The 15,166-nt window shown below is 60.7% G+C and carries 9 protein-coding genes; all 9 read left to right on the top strand.

Translation table 11 applies throughout. From position 1 onward, the window contains the following. Nucleotides 1-74 precede the first annotated feature (74 nt). The 9 genes from HZ994_11480 to HZ994_11520 all read left to right on the top strand — a co-directional run bounded on the left by HZ994_11480 (nt 75) and on the right by HZ994_11520 (nt 15,133). On the top strand, nt 75-776 hold the full coding sequence (locus tag HZ994_11480) for a PEP-CTERM sorting domain-containing protein (GenBank protein QTN32918.1): 702 nt from the start codon (nt 75-77) through the stop codon (nt 774-776). 271 nt (nt 777-1,047) lie between these two features. Next, complete coding sequence (locus tag HZ994_11485) at nt 1,048-3,321, top strand: alpha-L-rhamnosidase N-terminal domain-containing protein (GenBank protein QTN32919.1); 2,274 nt, start codon at nt 1,048-1,050, stop codon at nt 3,319-3,321. Nucleotides 3,322-3,339: 18 nt separating this feature from the next. Beyond that, a complete protein-coding gene (locus HZ994_11490) occupies nt 3,340-3,582 on the top strand; it encodes a hypothetical protein (GenBank protein QTN32920.1) in 243 nt (80 codons plus the stop codon). Continuing rightward, the gene (locus HZ994_11495) at nt 3,579-4,676 is read left to right on the top strand and encodes a hypothetical protein (protein ID QTN32921.1); all 1,098 of its coding nucleotides are present in this window, start codon (nt 3,579-3,581) and stop codon (nt 4,674-4,676) included. Before HZ994_11490 ends, HZ994_11495 begins: the two co-directional genes overlap by 4 nt. Continuing rightward, complete coding sequence (locus HZ994_11500; protein ID QTN32922.1) at nt 4,669-4,908, top strand: hypothetical protein; 240 nt, start codon at nt 4,669-4,671, stop codon at nt 4,906-4,908. Before HZ994_11495 ends, HZ994_11500 begins: the two co-directional genes overlap by 8 nt. Continuing rightward, a complete protein-coding gene (locus HZ994_11505; protein QTN32923.1) occupies nt 4,836-5,201 on the top strand; it encodes a hypothetical protein in 366 nt (121 codons plus the stop codon). Before HZ994_11500 ends, HZ994_11505 begins: the two co-directional genes overlap by 73 nt. Nucleotides 5,202-5,384: 183 nt before the next feature. Continuing rightward, a complete protein-coding gene (locus tag HZ994_11510) occupies nt 5,385-10,421 on the top strand; it encodes a DUF5060 domain-containing protein (protein ID QTN32924.1) in 5,037 nt (1,678 codons plus the stop codon). Nucleotides 10,422-10,542: 121 nt separating this feature from the next. Next, nucleotides 10,543-12,078 (top strand): BNR-4 repeat-containing protein, encoded by a 1,536-nt coding sequence (locus tag HZ994_11515; protein ID QTN32925.1) that lies wholly within the window; start codon nt 10,543-10,545, stop codon nt 12,076-12,078. Between the two features lie 67 nt (nt 12,079-12,145). Further along, entirely contained in the window at nt 12,146-15,133 is a 2,988-nt protein-coding gene (locus HZ994_11520; GenBank protein ID QTN32926.1) for an ATP-binding protein, read from the top strand. Nucleotides 15,134-15,166 lie beyond the last annotated feature (33 nt).

Below are 15,166 nucleotides of genomic sequence, written 5' to 3' on the forward strand. Positions count from 1 at the left end.
GTGGCGCTTCTTGCAAAATCCATCAACCCAGTCCGGACTTCGCAGCAGGCTGGCTCCAAAAATCCAACACACATATGAAAACACAAACTATAGCCCTTATCGGAAGTGCCGCCGTCCTAAGCACTAGCGCTTCACAGGCAGCAACGATCATCGATGCGAACAACACCGCGTTTACGATGAACGTGACCAAAACGATCACTGGAGACAACGCCCTGGCGTTCACCAATGGCGCGAGCCCCACCGTTGCATCAACCAGATGGGACACACCACCTTCCGTGGTCAGTGGCACTACGACCATCGGAACCACCGTCGCGAATACCACCTTGGGCACAAGCACGGATTACTACTTTATCATGAACAACACCGCTCTCGGGTCACCTGCCATATCTGCCAGCCGCTACGCGGAAGTCAGCTACTCCCTTGCCGGTGGTTGGGTCACCGGTGCCTCTGGCAGCCACGATATTCGACTGGATGATTCAGGTGCAACAGCCCAGCAATTTGTCGCCCCTTCCGGCACCGGTCTCATTGCTTCCGGCAATGGCACCCACACCTTCATCATCGATCTCCTGGATGCCACCAATCCATTGGGCTGGTCGGGGAACTGGACTTACTTTCGCTGGGACATGTTCAACAACAACGACAACAGTGGCGGCAAAACCTTCACGATCAATAGCGTGAAATTCGGAGACTCCGTCACCGCCGTTCCCGAGCCTTCCGCCTTGGCGCTTCTAGGCCTCGGCACACTCGGGCTCCTCGTTCGCCGGCGTCCGGATTGAATCCCGTCTGCCGTTCCATCTTCGCCGGGTGATGGCAGGGGCCTTTGGTTGGCCCAACCCGGATCCCGCCCACCTCGTGGGGGGGTGTGTTTTTCGACAGGCCTTCATTCCCCGCACGCAAGGAATGAAGGCCACGTGCGCGATCCCGGTGATCCGATGATTTAAAATGGGAAGTTACTATGATGGGAAATTTGTTTTCGAAGGTTGTTTTTTGTCTGTGCGTATCAATGGTGGTCGCAGTCGCTGACCGTCCGGTCGATTGGAAAGCGCAGTGGATCTGGCAGGAGGAGGATGGTTTACGAACTCATGGGTCGCCTTCCGCAAGGACGTCCGGATCGACAAGGTTCCGGAAAAGGTGGTCGCCAACATCTCGGCGGACAGCAAATACTGGATGTGGATCAACGGGGAACTGGCCGTCTTCGAGGGCAGCGTGGCGCGCGGACCGGGTCCTTCCAGACCGTGGAACCGGCAGAAGGAGATGTGGACCCTTCCGCCGGAAACCAAACCCTCGAACACCTGGTACGAGGAGGTGGATATCACCCGCTATCTGAAGAGCGGTGTGAATACGATCGCGGTGCTCGTCTGGTATTGGGGGAGGGAAACGCACAAAGGCACTCACATCGACAGCGGCAAGGGCGGCTTCATTTTCCAGGCGGACATCAATGGCAAGAGCCTGGTCTCGGACCGCAGCTGGAAGGTGAAGGCGGATCCAGCCTACGAACCTGAGAGAGCCGACACAGAGAAAATGGTTCTACAGTACAACGTGAACTACGATGCACGAAAGGAGATGGGCGGCTGGACCGCCCCCGGTTTCGCCGATGCCGGGTGGCAGCCCGCTAGCGAGAAAGGTCTGCCGCCATCGGCACCGTGGTACAAGCTCGAAAGAAATTACGTCCCCGCTTTGGTGAATCATGGCTTGAAGTTCTACGAGAGCCATCCGGAATCCCGCTTTCCCTTCGTCACCACGGGCGAAACCATCGTCTGCAAGCTCCCGTTCAACCAGCAGATCACGCCCTATCTGGAAGTCGAGTGCGACGGAGGGCTGGAGATCAAGGTCACGACCGACAACCCGCTCAACAGGATCAGCGCCTTCTATACCACCAAGCCGGGGCGACAGGCATTCGAGGGCTATTCATGGATGAACGGGCATGAAGTCCTCTATGAGATCCCGAAAGGCGTGAAAGTGATCGGACTGAAGTATCGCTGGATGAGCGTGGGCGAAATGGCCGGTTCCTTCGAATGCAGCGATCCGTTTTTTGAGCGGCTGTGGTGGATGGGGCGCAACACGCTGTTTGTCTGCGCGCGCGACAATTTCATGGACTGCCCCGACCGCGAACGCGCGTGCTGGATCGGCGATGTGTCGGACCAGGCGGGATATCTTTTCTACTGCATGGATGAGTCCGGCCGCAGGCTTCTGGAAAAGGCGATCCGGATCACCATGGCCTACAGTCACAAAGGAGTGTTCGGAGCGCTCGGGCCGTTGCGGATCCGTGAGTTGCCCGCCCAGAGCCTCCAGTTCATCGAACAGGGCGTCTGGCAGTATTACCTGAATACGGGCGACAAGGAGAGCTTGCGTTTTGCCTATCCCTACGTCCGGGCTTACCTCGCCCTATGGGAGATGGGGGAGAACGGCCTGACCGCAAAAAGGAAGCCCTCGATGGACTCATGGAATTGGTTCGACTGGGGTCAGGAGGGAACGATCGATCAGCCGGTGATTCTCGACGCGCTCTACTACATGGCGCTGGGGAGTGCCGGGAAGATGGCCCGCGAGCTGGGCGAGGACAAGGACATCGCCTGGTATGGGAAACGCATGGGTGGGCTCAAAAAGGGATTCGAGGCGACGTATTGGAAGGATGGCTTCTATTCCAGCGATCCGAAGAAGTTCCGGGACGACCGCGCCAATGCCCTGGCCATCCTCTCCGGGCTGGCCCCGAAGAGCCGTCATGAATCCATCGTCGAACGCGTCCTGATTCCGAACCGCTTCTGCAGTCCGCATTTCGAGTGGATGGTGCAAGAGGCGATGTGTGTGGCCGGGCGTCATCATGAGGCGCTCGCACGCATGAAGGAGCGCTACCAGAGCCAGGTGGACCGGAAGGGGATGACGACCCTTTATGAAAATTTCCCGAAGGGGGGCAGCTACAACCACGCCTGGAACGCGCCGAACACGGTTCTTGCCAAACACATAGCAGGCATCACCCCGGTGGAAACCGGTTGGCGGTCGTTCCAAATCCTCCCTCATCTGGGACACCTGACCGGGCTGAGGATGGAGATCCCAAGCGTGATGGGAAAGATTGCCGTGGACCTGAAGTCCGGAGAAAAAAGCTTCGCCGTGAACCTCGTCTCCCCGGCCGGAACCAAGGCGATCGTGGGCATTCCGAAGTCGCCTTTGTCACCCGATGTGATCGAGGTCAACGGTCAGGTCGTGTGGAGCAAGGGGGAGTTCAAGAGTGGGGTCGAAGGGGTCGGATGGAAGGGCGAGAGCGACGGTTTCATTCGATTCGAGGCCGCGCCCGGCACATGGAACATCTCCGCAACCGCACAATGAGCGCATCATCCCTCTGATATGAAGTTCACACCAAACCACCTCCTCCCCGTTGCGGCAGCCTTCCCTTTCATCGCAGCCGGACCCGCATCCGCAGGGAACGTAGGCGTCGGTGACCTAAAGGCGGAACAACTCGCCAATCCCGTCCAACTCGACATCGTGAAGCCACGCCTGAGCTGGCAACTCAAGCCCACCCGACCCGACGAGCGGATGCGACATCGTGTGGGATCCGGACCTTATCACTTCTCAATCCCCAATCCATGACTGGCGCTCCAATCAATCTCGGTGGTAGGGTTCTCCTAGGTATCAGGAGAATCGCGCTGCCTTCCTGCATTCTCGCGCTGTCAATCGATGCCCCTGGCGGAGCGGAGGACTTTTACAACCAGCGGGGAAGCGACCCGACCTTCGAGGAGGTGATGAAAAGCGGCAAGCTGCCGCGCGGCAGGAACTCGGCCAATGGATTCGAGGGTTCCCGCATCAAGGTGAACGATGATCTCCTGCGTGACGGGCCGAATGCCCGCCGCCCACTGATCCGCGACATCCTGATCCACACCCTCGGCAGCAGCGCGATCCGCCGGAATGATTTCCCAAAGTGGTCGAGGTGGTATCAGGAGGATGGAAACACCCAGGTTTTCCGGCTCTTCAAGGGCGAGGAAAACGTCCGCAACTCGCGCGAACTCGCCGCCCGGATCGAGGCCTTCAGCGAGTTCAACTGGAAGAAGGGCGACGGCTGGCAGGAATGGGTCGCCACCTACACGATCATAAAACCCCACCGCTGTGCGATCTTCCAGGCAAAGAACCCCATCAACGATTGGTCGGTCATGATCAACATGAACGATGATGGCGACGTGAGCCTCAACCACCGGCGCGGCGAAGACAAGGTCATGGCGCGGAGGATGACCGGCAAGCCGTTCCACATACGGATCCGGGAGAACGGATACGACTACGAGGTCTATTTCAACGGCAAAAAGGAAGGAGAAGGCAGCTATAGCCGGCCCAAGGGCCAAACCGGCTTCCGCTGGGGAATGTATCTCGGAGCAAAGGAAGTGAGGCACGACGCCATGATCCTCGTCACCGGAGCCGCAATCAATCCGAGGGATCCGGATGCGGGGCTCGCGGAGCAAGCCGCTGCCGAGGAAAAGCCTCCCGAACCCGCGCCGGTGCCCGGTGTCCCCATTCCATCCCGCGTCTGGAAGAACCGCAGTGGCGGGGACATCCGTGCCGAGGCGCGCTATCAACCAGGCAGCGATGTCATCCGGTTCCTGGTCGGGGGAAAGTGGATCGCCTATCCGCTTGCCGATCTGTCGGACGATGACCGCCGAGAATTGACCAAAGCCTCTGAAACCGTCGATGAATGAGCGCTCCTGCGGCATCCATTTCCTGCGCCATTTCTACACGGTCCTCGCGGAAAACGATCAGGAAGACCTCGCATACCGCATGCTCACAGACACCACCTTCCCCGGCACCGCCTACATCCTGAGCCAGGGACTTTCAACTTGGCCCGAGCGGCAGTTCGAGTGGGACAAGGAGGTCTACCGCAACTCATCCAACCGACCTTCGAGCAGCCCGGCTACAAGCACTTCAACCTGAAACCCAACCTGACCCCCGAGCTCCAGTGGGCGAAAACAAGCATGCAATCGCCCTATGGCACGAGCGGCAGCAACTGGAAAAGCAGCCCGGAGACCTTCGGGTGGACAATCGATATCCCCTCAAATTCCAGCGCCACCCTCTCCTTTCCCTATCAGGACGGCAGGCAGCTCCGCGAAGGCGGTCTCGCAGTCAATACGGCGACACGCCTCATCAAGGAAGGCCGCCGGCAATGGCTGCAAATGAAGGCGGGCTCCGGACTTTATCACTTCACGCTCGGAGCCAAAGCGAACTGATCCCTCACGCGCCACCCAAAGAGCGGTGAGAACTCGATTGCGTCCGTGTCACGAAAACAAGGGACAAACTTCCCTGTGCCCTTTTCGCCCTCGAATTCGTTTAATCCAATGAAACCCATCTCAGGGGGATCGATCCCATTTTCCTGACTCCCCCCAACAATCCCGATAAGCCAAACCCAACCCATGAAACGCATCTCCCTCGCAATCCTTGCCACCGCCTCCCTCTCATTCTCCCAAACCTATCAGGAAAGCGGCGGGCTCGTCGTGATGGAAACGGAGAACACTCCCTCCGCGCTCGGACTGTGGCAGAAGCAGACTTCCCTTTCCGGCCACTCCGGAACCGGATATCTCCAGTTCCTCGGAAACACCTACGAGACAGGTCCGGCGACATCGCCGCTTGAATACACCTTCAAGATCAACACGGCGGGTCTCTATTACCTCCACCTCCACTGCGCGAAGGAAACCCATGACGGGCGGACCGATGTGGCGAACGACTGCTACGTCCGTGTCGAGGGCGACTACAACGCCGGCCCGGGGCCCTACACCAGCCACGGCAACAACGCTTCGCTCGCGCTGCTGCAGAGTAATACGAAGTATTTCGGCGGCGCGACCAATGCGTGGAAATGGGAGAACGGCCAGAACTCGTCCGGAGGCGCGGGCAACCTTGATCCCGGCGGGAGCACCAACAAGCGGGTCGCCGCATATGATTTCAAGGCCGGGCAGACTTACAAGCTGGTCGTTTCCGGACGTTCCAAGTTTTTCCGGATCAACCGCATCGTCTTCCGTCACACCTCGACCTCTGCGGCCACCGCGCAGAACCTGAGCACACCGGAGTCGGGCACGATCAGCGGAAACCTGGCCTACCAGGCGACTGCGGATTTCCCGAACATCACGGGCGGGACGGTGCCTTACTACAAGGACAACACGCGCAACGCACTTGCCATCGATGCCTCCGTGGTTGCCAACCGCGACAAATACGCCAGAGCCCAACGGACATTCGATGGAGCCTCGGGAACATACGATGTGAGGATCACCGCACTGCGCGAGCTGGACGGCGAGTGCACGTACCGCTTCCTGGTCAACGGCACGGTCGTCGGCACTGCGCAAAATAACACGACCGGCACGGACTACGCCCCGCAAGAGCACGTTTTCAGCAATATCACCATCCCAAGTGGGGCGACAATTGCGGTGGAATCGAACACCCACTCCAATGGGCTTGTTCCCGAGACCGGAGGTTTCGCCTGGGCGCGGGGGCGGTGGACCACGCTGACACTTTCCACATCAGTCGCTTCGCTGGTTCAGCCTCCCGCCGGGCGACTGGCTTATGTCTCGGACGGAAATTCGCCCGATCCGGATGATATCGGAGCCAATGCCGTGGTTTTCGGACTTCTCGGCGCAACCGGACTGCAGGACAGATTGGTTCATTTCTCCCACTCGTGCGACCTGGTCAAGGCGAGCAATATCTCCGCCGCGGACGAGCTGCGCCGCCAGAACAAGCTGCATGCGATCTGCGGCGAGGGGGTCGGATACTTCGGCCCGTTTCCCAACCTCGCGGCCTACTACAACTGCCGTACCGATCAGGCCGCGGCGGTGAACAATCTCCGGGACGCCATCAACGCCTCCACCGCAAGCGATCCCTTGTGGATCATCGAGGCGGGCGAACCGGATATCATCGCCTACGCGCTGCAGGCGGCGACTGCGTCCAAGCGCCAATACGTCAACGTGGTGTCCCACCACCCGGCCAACGACAACAGCGGCGATTTCTTCACGTGGCAGCAGGTGCTTGATTTCGGGGTGATCGAGCACCAGATCGGCGATCAGAATGTGAACCTGCAGGTCGCGATCAGCAGCGGGCTGTGGGACTGGGCCGAAGGCCATAGCAATCCGGCCATCGTATGGATCCTGGATCAGCTGAAGTATGCGGAAGCCGATGGGGTTGTAGCTTTCCAAACGAATAAATACGACTGCTCCGATGCAGGGATGCTCTACTGGTGGATCACAGGAGCTTCCAATGGCGGGAACAGGCTTTCCACACCCGTCGAGATCAAGAGCATGCTTCTCAACGATCCCACAAGCGCCGCCCAGTCGGTGACCGGTTTCACGCTGATCAACGCCGACACGGACCAGCCCATCGGCGCCCTGAGCGATGGCGACACGCTCGACCTGAGCCTGCTCCCCACCGTGAATCTCAACGTCCGCGCCGACACCTCCCCGACCACCGTAGGTTCGGTGCGCTTCGCCTACGACGGGAATGCGACCTACAAGACCGAGACCACCGCCCCCTACGCCCTCGGCGGCGATACGAACGGCGACTACAACCCATGGACTCCCACCCTCGGCGCGCACACCCTGACCGCCACGCCCTTCACCGGAGCCGGAGCCACCGGCACGGCAGGCACCCCGCTCGCCATCAATTTCAACGTGGTGGACAATGGCGGCGGCACCGGCGCAACGGTCACCGGTGAGTTGAAAAAGTGGCACAAGCTCACCTTTTCCTGGGCCGGCCCGTCCAGCAGCGAAACGGCGGCGGCGAACCCGTTCAGCGACTACCGCCTCAACGTGACTTTCTCCCACCCGGCGACCGGCAAGACCCGCACCGTGCCGGGATATTTTGCGGCGGATGGAAACGCGGCCGAAACCTCCGCCCAATCCGGCAACGTCTGGCGCGCCCACTTCGCCCCGGATGAAACCGGGGAATGGACATACTCCGTCTCGTTCCGCACCGGCACCGACATCGCGGTGAGCACCGTGGCCGCGGCGGGTTCATCGGCGGGCTTCTTCGACGGCGGCAGCGGAACCATCCAGATCGCGGCGACCGACAAGACCGGCCGCGACCTTCGTGGCAAGGGCTTGCTGGAATATGTCGGCAAGCACCACCTGCGCTTCGCCGAGACCGGCGAGTATTTCCTCAAGGCGGGCTCCGACGCGCCGGAAAATTTCCTCGCCTACGACGACTTCGATGACACACCGAACGTCGGCGGCCGCCGCAAGTCCTGGAGCCCGCACGCGGCGGACTACGATGTGGCATCGGCAGCGCAATTCACCTGGCAGGGAGGAAAGGGCAGCGAGCTGCTGGGTGCGGTGCGCTACCTCTCGGACAAGGGGCTGAACGCGTTCTCATTCCTCACCTTCAGCCTCGATGGCGACGACGACAATGTGTTTCCCCACCTGATGAAATCCACGGCCACGGCCTATCAGAACGTCGCGGACAACGCCCGTTGGGAGAATGCCAACGGCGTCTATCACGACCGCTTCGACGTATCCAAGATGGCGCAGTGGGAGCGCATCTTCGAATACGCCGGCCGGATGGGCATGTATCTCCATTTCAAGACCCAGGAAACGGAGAACGACCAGAAAATGGACGGCGGGGCCTTGGCGCGCGAGCGGAAGCTGTATTACCGCGAGCTGCTGGCGCGCTTCGGCCACCACCTCGCCTTGAACTGGAATCTCGGCGAGGAAAACACCAACACAACCGCCCAGGAAAAGGACTTTGCACAATGGTTTTACGACAACGATCCCTACCGCCACAACATCGTCCTCCATACCTTCCCCGCGCAGAAAACCACGGTTTACACCCCCCTGCTCGGAACGGCATCGAAACTCACCGGCCTGTCGCTCCAAACCGACCAGGCGGATTTCTCGAACGTTTTCCCCGACACGCTCACCTGGGTCCGGAACTCCGCCAACAGCGGCGTCCCATGGGTCGTCGCCTGCGATGAGCCCGGCGATGCCCAGCACGCCCTTCGCCCGGTGGGCGACGAGGGCAACAGCTGGACCGATGGCCGGAAGAACGCCCTATGGGGGCATGTGATGGCCGGGGGCGCCGGGGTGGAATTCTATTTCGGATACGGCCACGCAAACTCCGACCTCACCTGCCAGGACTACCGCTCACGCGATGGCTTCTGGGATTACTGCCGCCACATGCTCGGTTTCTTCCGCGACAACGGCGTCCCCTTCCAGGACATGGCGAACGCGAACACCCTCGTCAGCGGGTCCGGGAACAATGCGAACCGCTGCCTCGCCAAGGCGGGCGAAGCCTATGTCGTGCAGCTTTACAGCGGTGGGAACCACACCCTCGATCTCAGCGCGGCTCCCGGCGATTTCTCTGTCCGTTGGTTTGACCCGCGCAACGGCGGGACGCTCCAACAAGGTTCGGTCGCCGCGGTCACGGGCGGAGCCACGGTGTCGCTCGGGACAGCACCCTCCGCGACCACCTCGGATTGGATCGTATATCTGGCAAAAAGCGGCGGCGGAGGCGACACAAGCTCCGGCGTGATGCATGGACTTCCCGGCGATGCGGATGTGCGCGAGGATAAAACGATTGTGAACCTGGCTGCGGCCAATCTCGTTCCGGGCAGATCGGGATCCAACCCTTCATACAACCGCTCCACCCACTTCGTTTTCGAGCTCCCCAATCTCGGGATCGTGGCGTCCCCCTTCCTCTCCGCAACCCTTGGCTTCAATGTGGAAACCGTCAGCACCGCGCCCCCGGGAGTCGATCTCTACGGTCTTGGAAAAAGGATCACGGCGGATGTTTACGGCACAGACTACTATGGGGAATCCGCAACCCCGGATCCCACCGATGCTACGCTGATCCAAGGCAACATCCTCAACGCCGGCACAGGGACGGGTTTGAAGACCTCCAACGCCAGCACCGCCCTCGCCTCCTATCTGAACGCGCAGTATGATGGGGGAAACGGAATCGGGAAATACGTCTTCCTCCGGCTGAGCACGACCGCTCCGGTCCCCGGCCTGGAACGGCACTTCGTCACTTCCGCGGACGCGACCGGAACCAACGGCCCGCGGATCAACTACACGGCGGTGACACCGCAGGATTTCGATTCGTGGCTCGGCTCATTCCCCTTCGCACCGGGCGCTGACCTCACCTCGGGCGGAGATCCGGATCACGACGGGCTGAGCACATGGTTCGAGTATCTCTTCGGCCTCGATCCCTCGGACTGCAGCTCGGTGAACCCGGTTACCATCGGGCTCTCCCAGTCGGACGGAACCTTCACCTACACGCGGAGGAACCCCGCGCTCACCGGCATCACGGACTATCAGGTCTGGGTCTCGGAAAACCTCTCCGGATGGGAGCACGACTCCGCCGCCCTGCAAGCCACGGGAGACATCGGGGAGATCCAGGTGGTGGCCGTCACCCTGTCCGGATCCAAGCCTCTCACCGCCCCGTCCTTTTTCATCCGGGTGAGGGCTTCGAATTAGACGACCTATGATCAGTCACCTCTCAGTTCCAAAATCCAGGGCGAATTTCCCGAAAATCTTCTCCGTAAACCGGCTCAGGACTTTTTGGCCATGCGCCATACTTCATCTGATCCTCCCAACTTTGAAGGCCGATGAGCTCAAGGTGCTTCAGCAGACGACACTCGACACAAAAGCCCTCACATTCGCCGACGGCGAGAAGACCAAGTTCGGCAACTTCCCGAACGGGATCACCCACCAGCAGTTTCCCCTGAGCACCTACCGCGGATACCAGTATGCCATCTACTATGACCACGCGCGCCGCGTCTGTGTGGGGCGGCGCAAACTGCCGGCTGGTGAATGGGAGATCATCCGTTTCAGCGACTACAGGATCACGAACAACGACACCCACAATGTCGCGGTTCTCGGGATCTGCGAAAACGATGGCACGATCCACCTGACATGGGATCACCATGTTTCCGACCTCCATTACCGGAGGTCGAAGATCGGGGCGGCGGACAAACCGGAATCCACCCCATGGACCGCCGAGCTGTTCGGACCCATCACCAACGTTCTCGACGGCATCGGGCCGGTCACCGAGGTGACCTACCCCCGTTTTGTCCGCATGCCCGATGGCAATCTCATGTTCTACCACCGATTCGTCACCTCGGGAAACGGCGACAGCTTCATCCGCGTGTATGACGGGAAAAAGAGCGAATGGATGAACAACCGCGGCAAGTTCATCGACCGGCAGATCGGCAATTACAAATTCAACGGGAAAACCAGCCGGTACCGCTACGCCTACATCAATGGCATCGGCTACGCGGGCAGGCGCCTGCATGTCTCATGGGTGTGGCGGGACAGGTTTGAGAAAACCAGCGCCACCAACCAGCACGACCTCTGCTACGCCTACAGCGATGACGACGGCCTCACCTGGAACAACTCCGACGGCACGCGGATCGCGGTCACCGGCAAGTCATTCATCAACATCGATTCCCCCGGGCTGGTCGTGCATCCGATCCCTCCCGGACGGAGCCTTACAAGCCAGAACACCCAGTATGCCTATCCGGATGGGAGCATCCATGTGATCCTGAACCACGAGCGGGAGGGGGGCAGCGGCGGCAGGGGTTACCACCACCATTGGCGGGACGCGGCGGGCAAGTGGCATGTCGAGTCGCTTCCTTTTTCGGGATCCCGGCCTGAGCTGGTCGGCGATGGCCAGCGCAACCTGTTCGTCGTCCACACCGCCGGAAAAGATCTGCGAATCCTCAAGGGGGTGCCGAACGCGAACCTTTCGGCCTGGTCCTGGTCCCTGATCCACAAATCCGGCAGCCCGGGCACCGGAGGCGATGGGCAGATCGACCAGTCCCGCTGGCAAAGCGAGGAAATCCTATCCGTTCTCCATCAGGAACTGCCCAAGACCATCCTCGACTACGGAAACCGCGCGCCGATCGACGGAATCCCCGCTCCCCTGCACGTCACCGATTTCCTGTTGTCCGCCCGCGAGACCCGGAAACTGACGAGCCGCGAGGGTGAGGCGGTGGAGGCGGAGCTTCTCGATGTGCAAAGCGGAAACCTCATCTGCATCGTCGGAGGGAAAATTATGGAAATCCCTATTTCCCAACTCACAGGCGAGGATGTCGCGTTCCTGAAAGAGTGGTATCGCCGTCGTCATCCCTAGGCACCGGATTCCCCATGCTTTTACTTTTGCCCCAATCGAACGGTAAGCCTAGCGTGGACTAACCCTAATGCCGTCGCACCTGTCATTCGTTCTTGTCGCTTTGCTGACGATCACCGGCCTCAGGGCCGGGGGTGAGTCGTCGGGGTGGCTCCACAGGGCATGGCAGACCGAGGACGGACTTCCGGACAACAGCGTCAACGGCATCGCCCAAACTCCCGATGGCTTCCTCTGGGTGGCGACAAATGGGGGGATACTCCGTTTCGACGGAAACGAATTCAGCCCCCTGCCACTGCGCAACATCCCGAATCCCTCCAGCAGTGAAGTCCATGCCATGTTCCTCGACCGGGCCGGGCAGCTGTGGATTGGCATGGAAAAGGGATCCCTGATCCGTATAGGCAAGGACTCGTTCCATGCCTTCACGCAGGAGGAAGGGCTTCCGAACAAGGCGGTGACAAGCATGGCCGATGATGCGGAAGGCAGCCTCTGGGTTGCCCACACCTCAGGGATTTTTCAGGTCAGTTCGGACCAGATCAAACTTTTTGGGGAAGGAAACGGCATACCCCATGGGAGCAACCCGAACCTGGCTTGCGATGCCGGCGGGCAGGTCTGGTTCGCATGCGGCGGCAAGCTCGGACGACTGAGCGACAAAGGTTTTGAGCTCGTCCGCGATTTCGGGGAGGCATCGCTCAGGATCGCTGCAGCCCGTGACCAGGGGCTTTGGCTCGCCGCAGGCCTGGAGCTGATGCGGCTCGACGACGGAGACAAGATCCGGACTGTTGCCTCACTTCCCAAGGCCACCGATGTCACCGTCCTTTTCGAGGATAGTGACGGCGCCACATGGATCGGCTCCGACGGCCTCGGGCTCTTCCGTTTCAAGGACGGCCTGTTGGAAATCGTGCCCACATCCATCGGATGGGTGGACTGCCTGACCCAGGACCGGGACGGCAACATCTGGGCTGGCACCAATGGCGGCGGACTGAACCTGATCACGGCCCGCACGGTGGAGTTGCTCGAAAAGGACAAGGGACTCCCATTCGCCTCCGTCCGCTCGGTCGCCTTCGACAATTCCGGGCGGATCTGGGTGGTAAGCCCCGCAGGTGGCCTTGCCTACAAGGAGTCCGGGCAATGGCAATTTTTCGAAAGCGGTGACGATGCGAATGGCTACAACTGCGTGGCCGCCGATCCCAAGGGCCGGATCTGGATCGGAACCCGGACCGGAGGCCTCAAACAGCTCGATGACGGGAAGCTGACCCATTTCGGCAAACGCGACGGACTCGCTGGAATATTCGTGCGGTCGATCCTGCCTGCGAAAAACGGGGACGTATGGATCGCCACCGACAGCCCCAACCAGCTCAACCGTTTCCGGGATGGTAAGATCACCAAGCTCTCGCACCCGGGGACGATCATGGCCATCCGTGCCATGGCGGAAGGTGCGGACGGCACGGTCTGGGTGGGGACTGCGGATGGGCGGCTTCTGCGGGTGGAAGGGGACAGGCTTGTGAACGAGGACGCCGTGGAGGCCACACCGTCGATCCGGACGCTCCACACGACGGCCGACGGATCCCTCTGGATCGGGTTTTCAGGCGACGGGCTCGGATGCCTGAAGGACGGGATTTATCGGAGATACACCACAAAGGACGGGCTCTTCGATGACTATATCTCGCAGATCGAGGACGATGGGTCGGGAACCCTCTGGATCGCCGCGAACCGTGGCCTTTTCACGGTGTCTTTCGACGCCCTCCCCGAAAGCCCTGATGCGGATTCGCTGGAGCCGAGGAGTCGGGCGTTCGGACGGAACGAAGGCCTGCCGGGATTCCGGGCGACCCATAACTATGGCCCGGCATCATGCCGGGGCCCCGATGGCGGCCTTTATTTCACGACCAATATCGGCCTGCTGGTCGTTCATCCGGAGAGACTGCACGAGGCGGCGCTCCCACCCCCTCTGGTCATGGAGCAGGTGACGATCGATGGCGAGGTCAGGGCGATCTATCGGTCGCGCTCCATGCTTCCGCCGGATCCGGGCGGGAAACTGAGCGACCTGAGCCGGCCGCATCCACGGATCGAGGTGCCGCCCGGCCATGACCGTGTGACAATCAGCTACGCGGCCCTCGGCCTGGGTTCACCCGAGAATGTCGAGGTGCGTTACCGGCTCAAGCCGCTGGACACGGACTGGCAAAAGCCCGACAGCAGGAATTTCACAAGCTTCACGCGCCTTGCTGCCGGCAGGTATGAGTTCCAGCTCATAGCGTGCAACAGCGAAGGGATCTGGAACCATGGCGCGAGAACACTCGAAATCGTCGTCCATCCGTTTTTCTGGGAAACCTTGTGGTTCAGGATCGGCGGCGGCGTGCTGACGGTCATCGCCTCCGCGGGACTCGTATTTCTGACCCTGAGGCGCAGGCATCGCGACCAACTCCAGCGCATGGCCGCAAGGAGTGCGCTTGAGGAAGAGCGAAGCCGCATCGCGCGCGACATCCATGATGACCTCGGCGCAAGCCTCACCCGGATCAGCCTGCTCAGCCAGCCATCCGGCGGAGAAGAACGCGATCCGGTGCTCGACCAGATCCAGACCACCACCCGCCACCTCATGCGTTCCATGGACGAGGTTGTTTGGGCGATCAGTCCGGAGCACGACACATTCGACGACCTGGCCAGCTACGTGAGCGCCTACGCCCAGGATCTACTCAGCATCGCGGGCATCCGTTGCCGCCTGGACATGCCCATGGATCTGCCGGAATACAGCCTCTCGTCCCAACTCCGGCACAATCTCTTCCTGGCTTTCAAGGAAGCGCTCAACAATGCAGTCAAATACTCCAACGCCAGCGAGGTTCGGATTTCCATCTCGATAGCCGACGGCGTCTTTTGCCTAAAGGTCGCGGACAACGGCGGCGGCATTGACGCGAACTCCCCGGCAGAACCCGCCCGGCAGAACGCCGGGAGCGGCCTCCAAAACATGACCGGCCGGATGAATGAGATCGGGGGAAGTTGCACCGTCAGCAGTTCCGCAAATGGGACGCTCGTGGAGTTCAGCATCCCTTTCAGAGGCACGCCTTGAGAAACGGCGTGTCACGGGTATTCGTGACAAGCA

The organism is Akkermansiaceae bacterium, from assembly GCA_017798145.1.
In the GTDB taxonomy this organism is placed as follows: domain Bacteria; phylum Verrucomicrobiota; class Verrucomicrobiia; order Verrucomicrobiales; family Akkermansiaceae; genus Luteolibacter.

Coding starts and splice junctions, on each gene's coding strand:
- HZ994_11490 (QTN32920.1), top strand. CDS start 3,340: ATGAAGTTCACACCAAACCACCTCCTCCCCGTTGCGGCAGCCTTCCCT.
- HZ994_11510 (QTN32924.1), top strand. CDS start 5,385: ATGAAACGCATCTCCCTCGCAATCCTTGCCACCGCCTCCCTCTCATTC.
- HZ994_11480 (QTN32918.1), top strand. CDS start 75: ATGAAAACACAAACTATAGCCCTTATCGGAAGTGCCGCCGTCCTAAGC.
- HZ994_11520 (QTN32926.1), top strand. CDS start 12,146: ATGCCGTCGCACCTGTCATTCGTTCTTGTCGCTTTGCTGACGATCACC.
- HZ994_11500 (QTN32922.1), top strand. CDS start 4,669: ATGAATGAGCGCTCCTGCGGCATCCATTTCCTGCGCCATTTCTACACG.
- HZ994_11495 (QTN32921.1), top strand. CDS start 3,579: ATGACTGGCGCTCCAATCAATCTCGGTGGTAGGGTTCTCCTAGGTATC.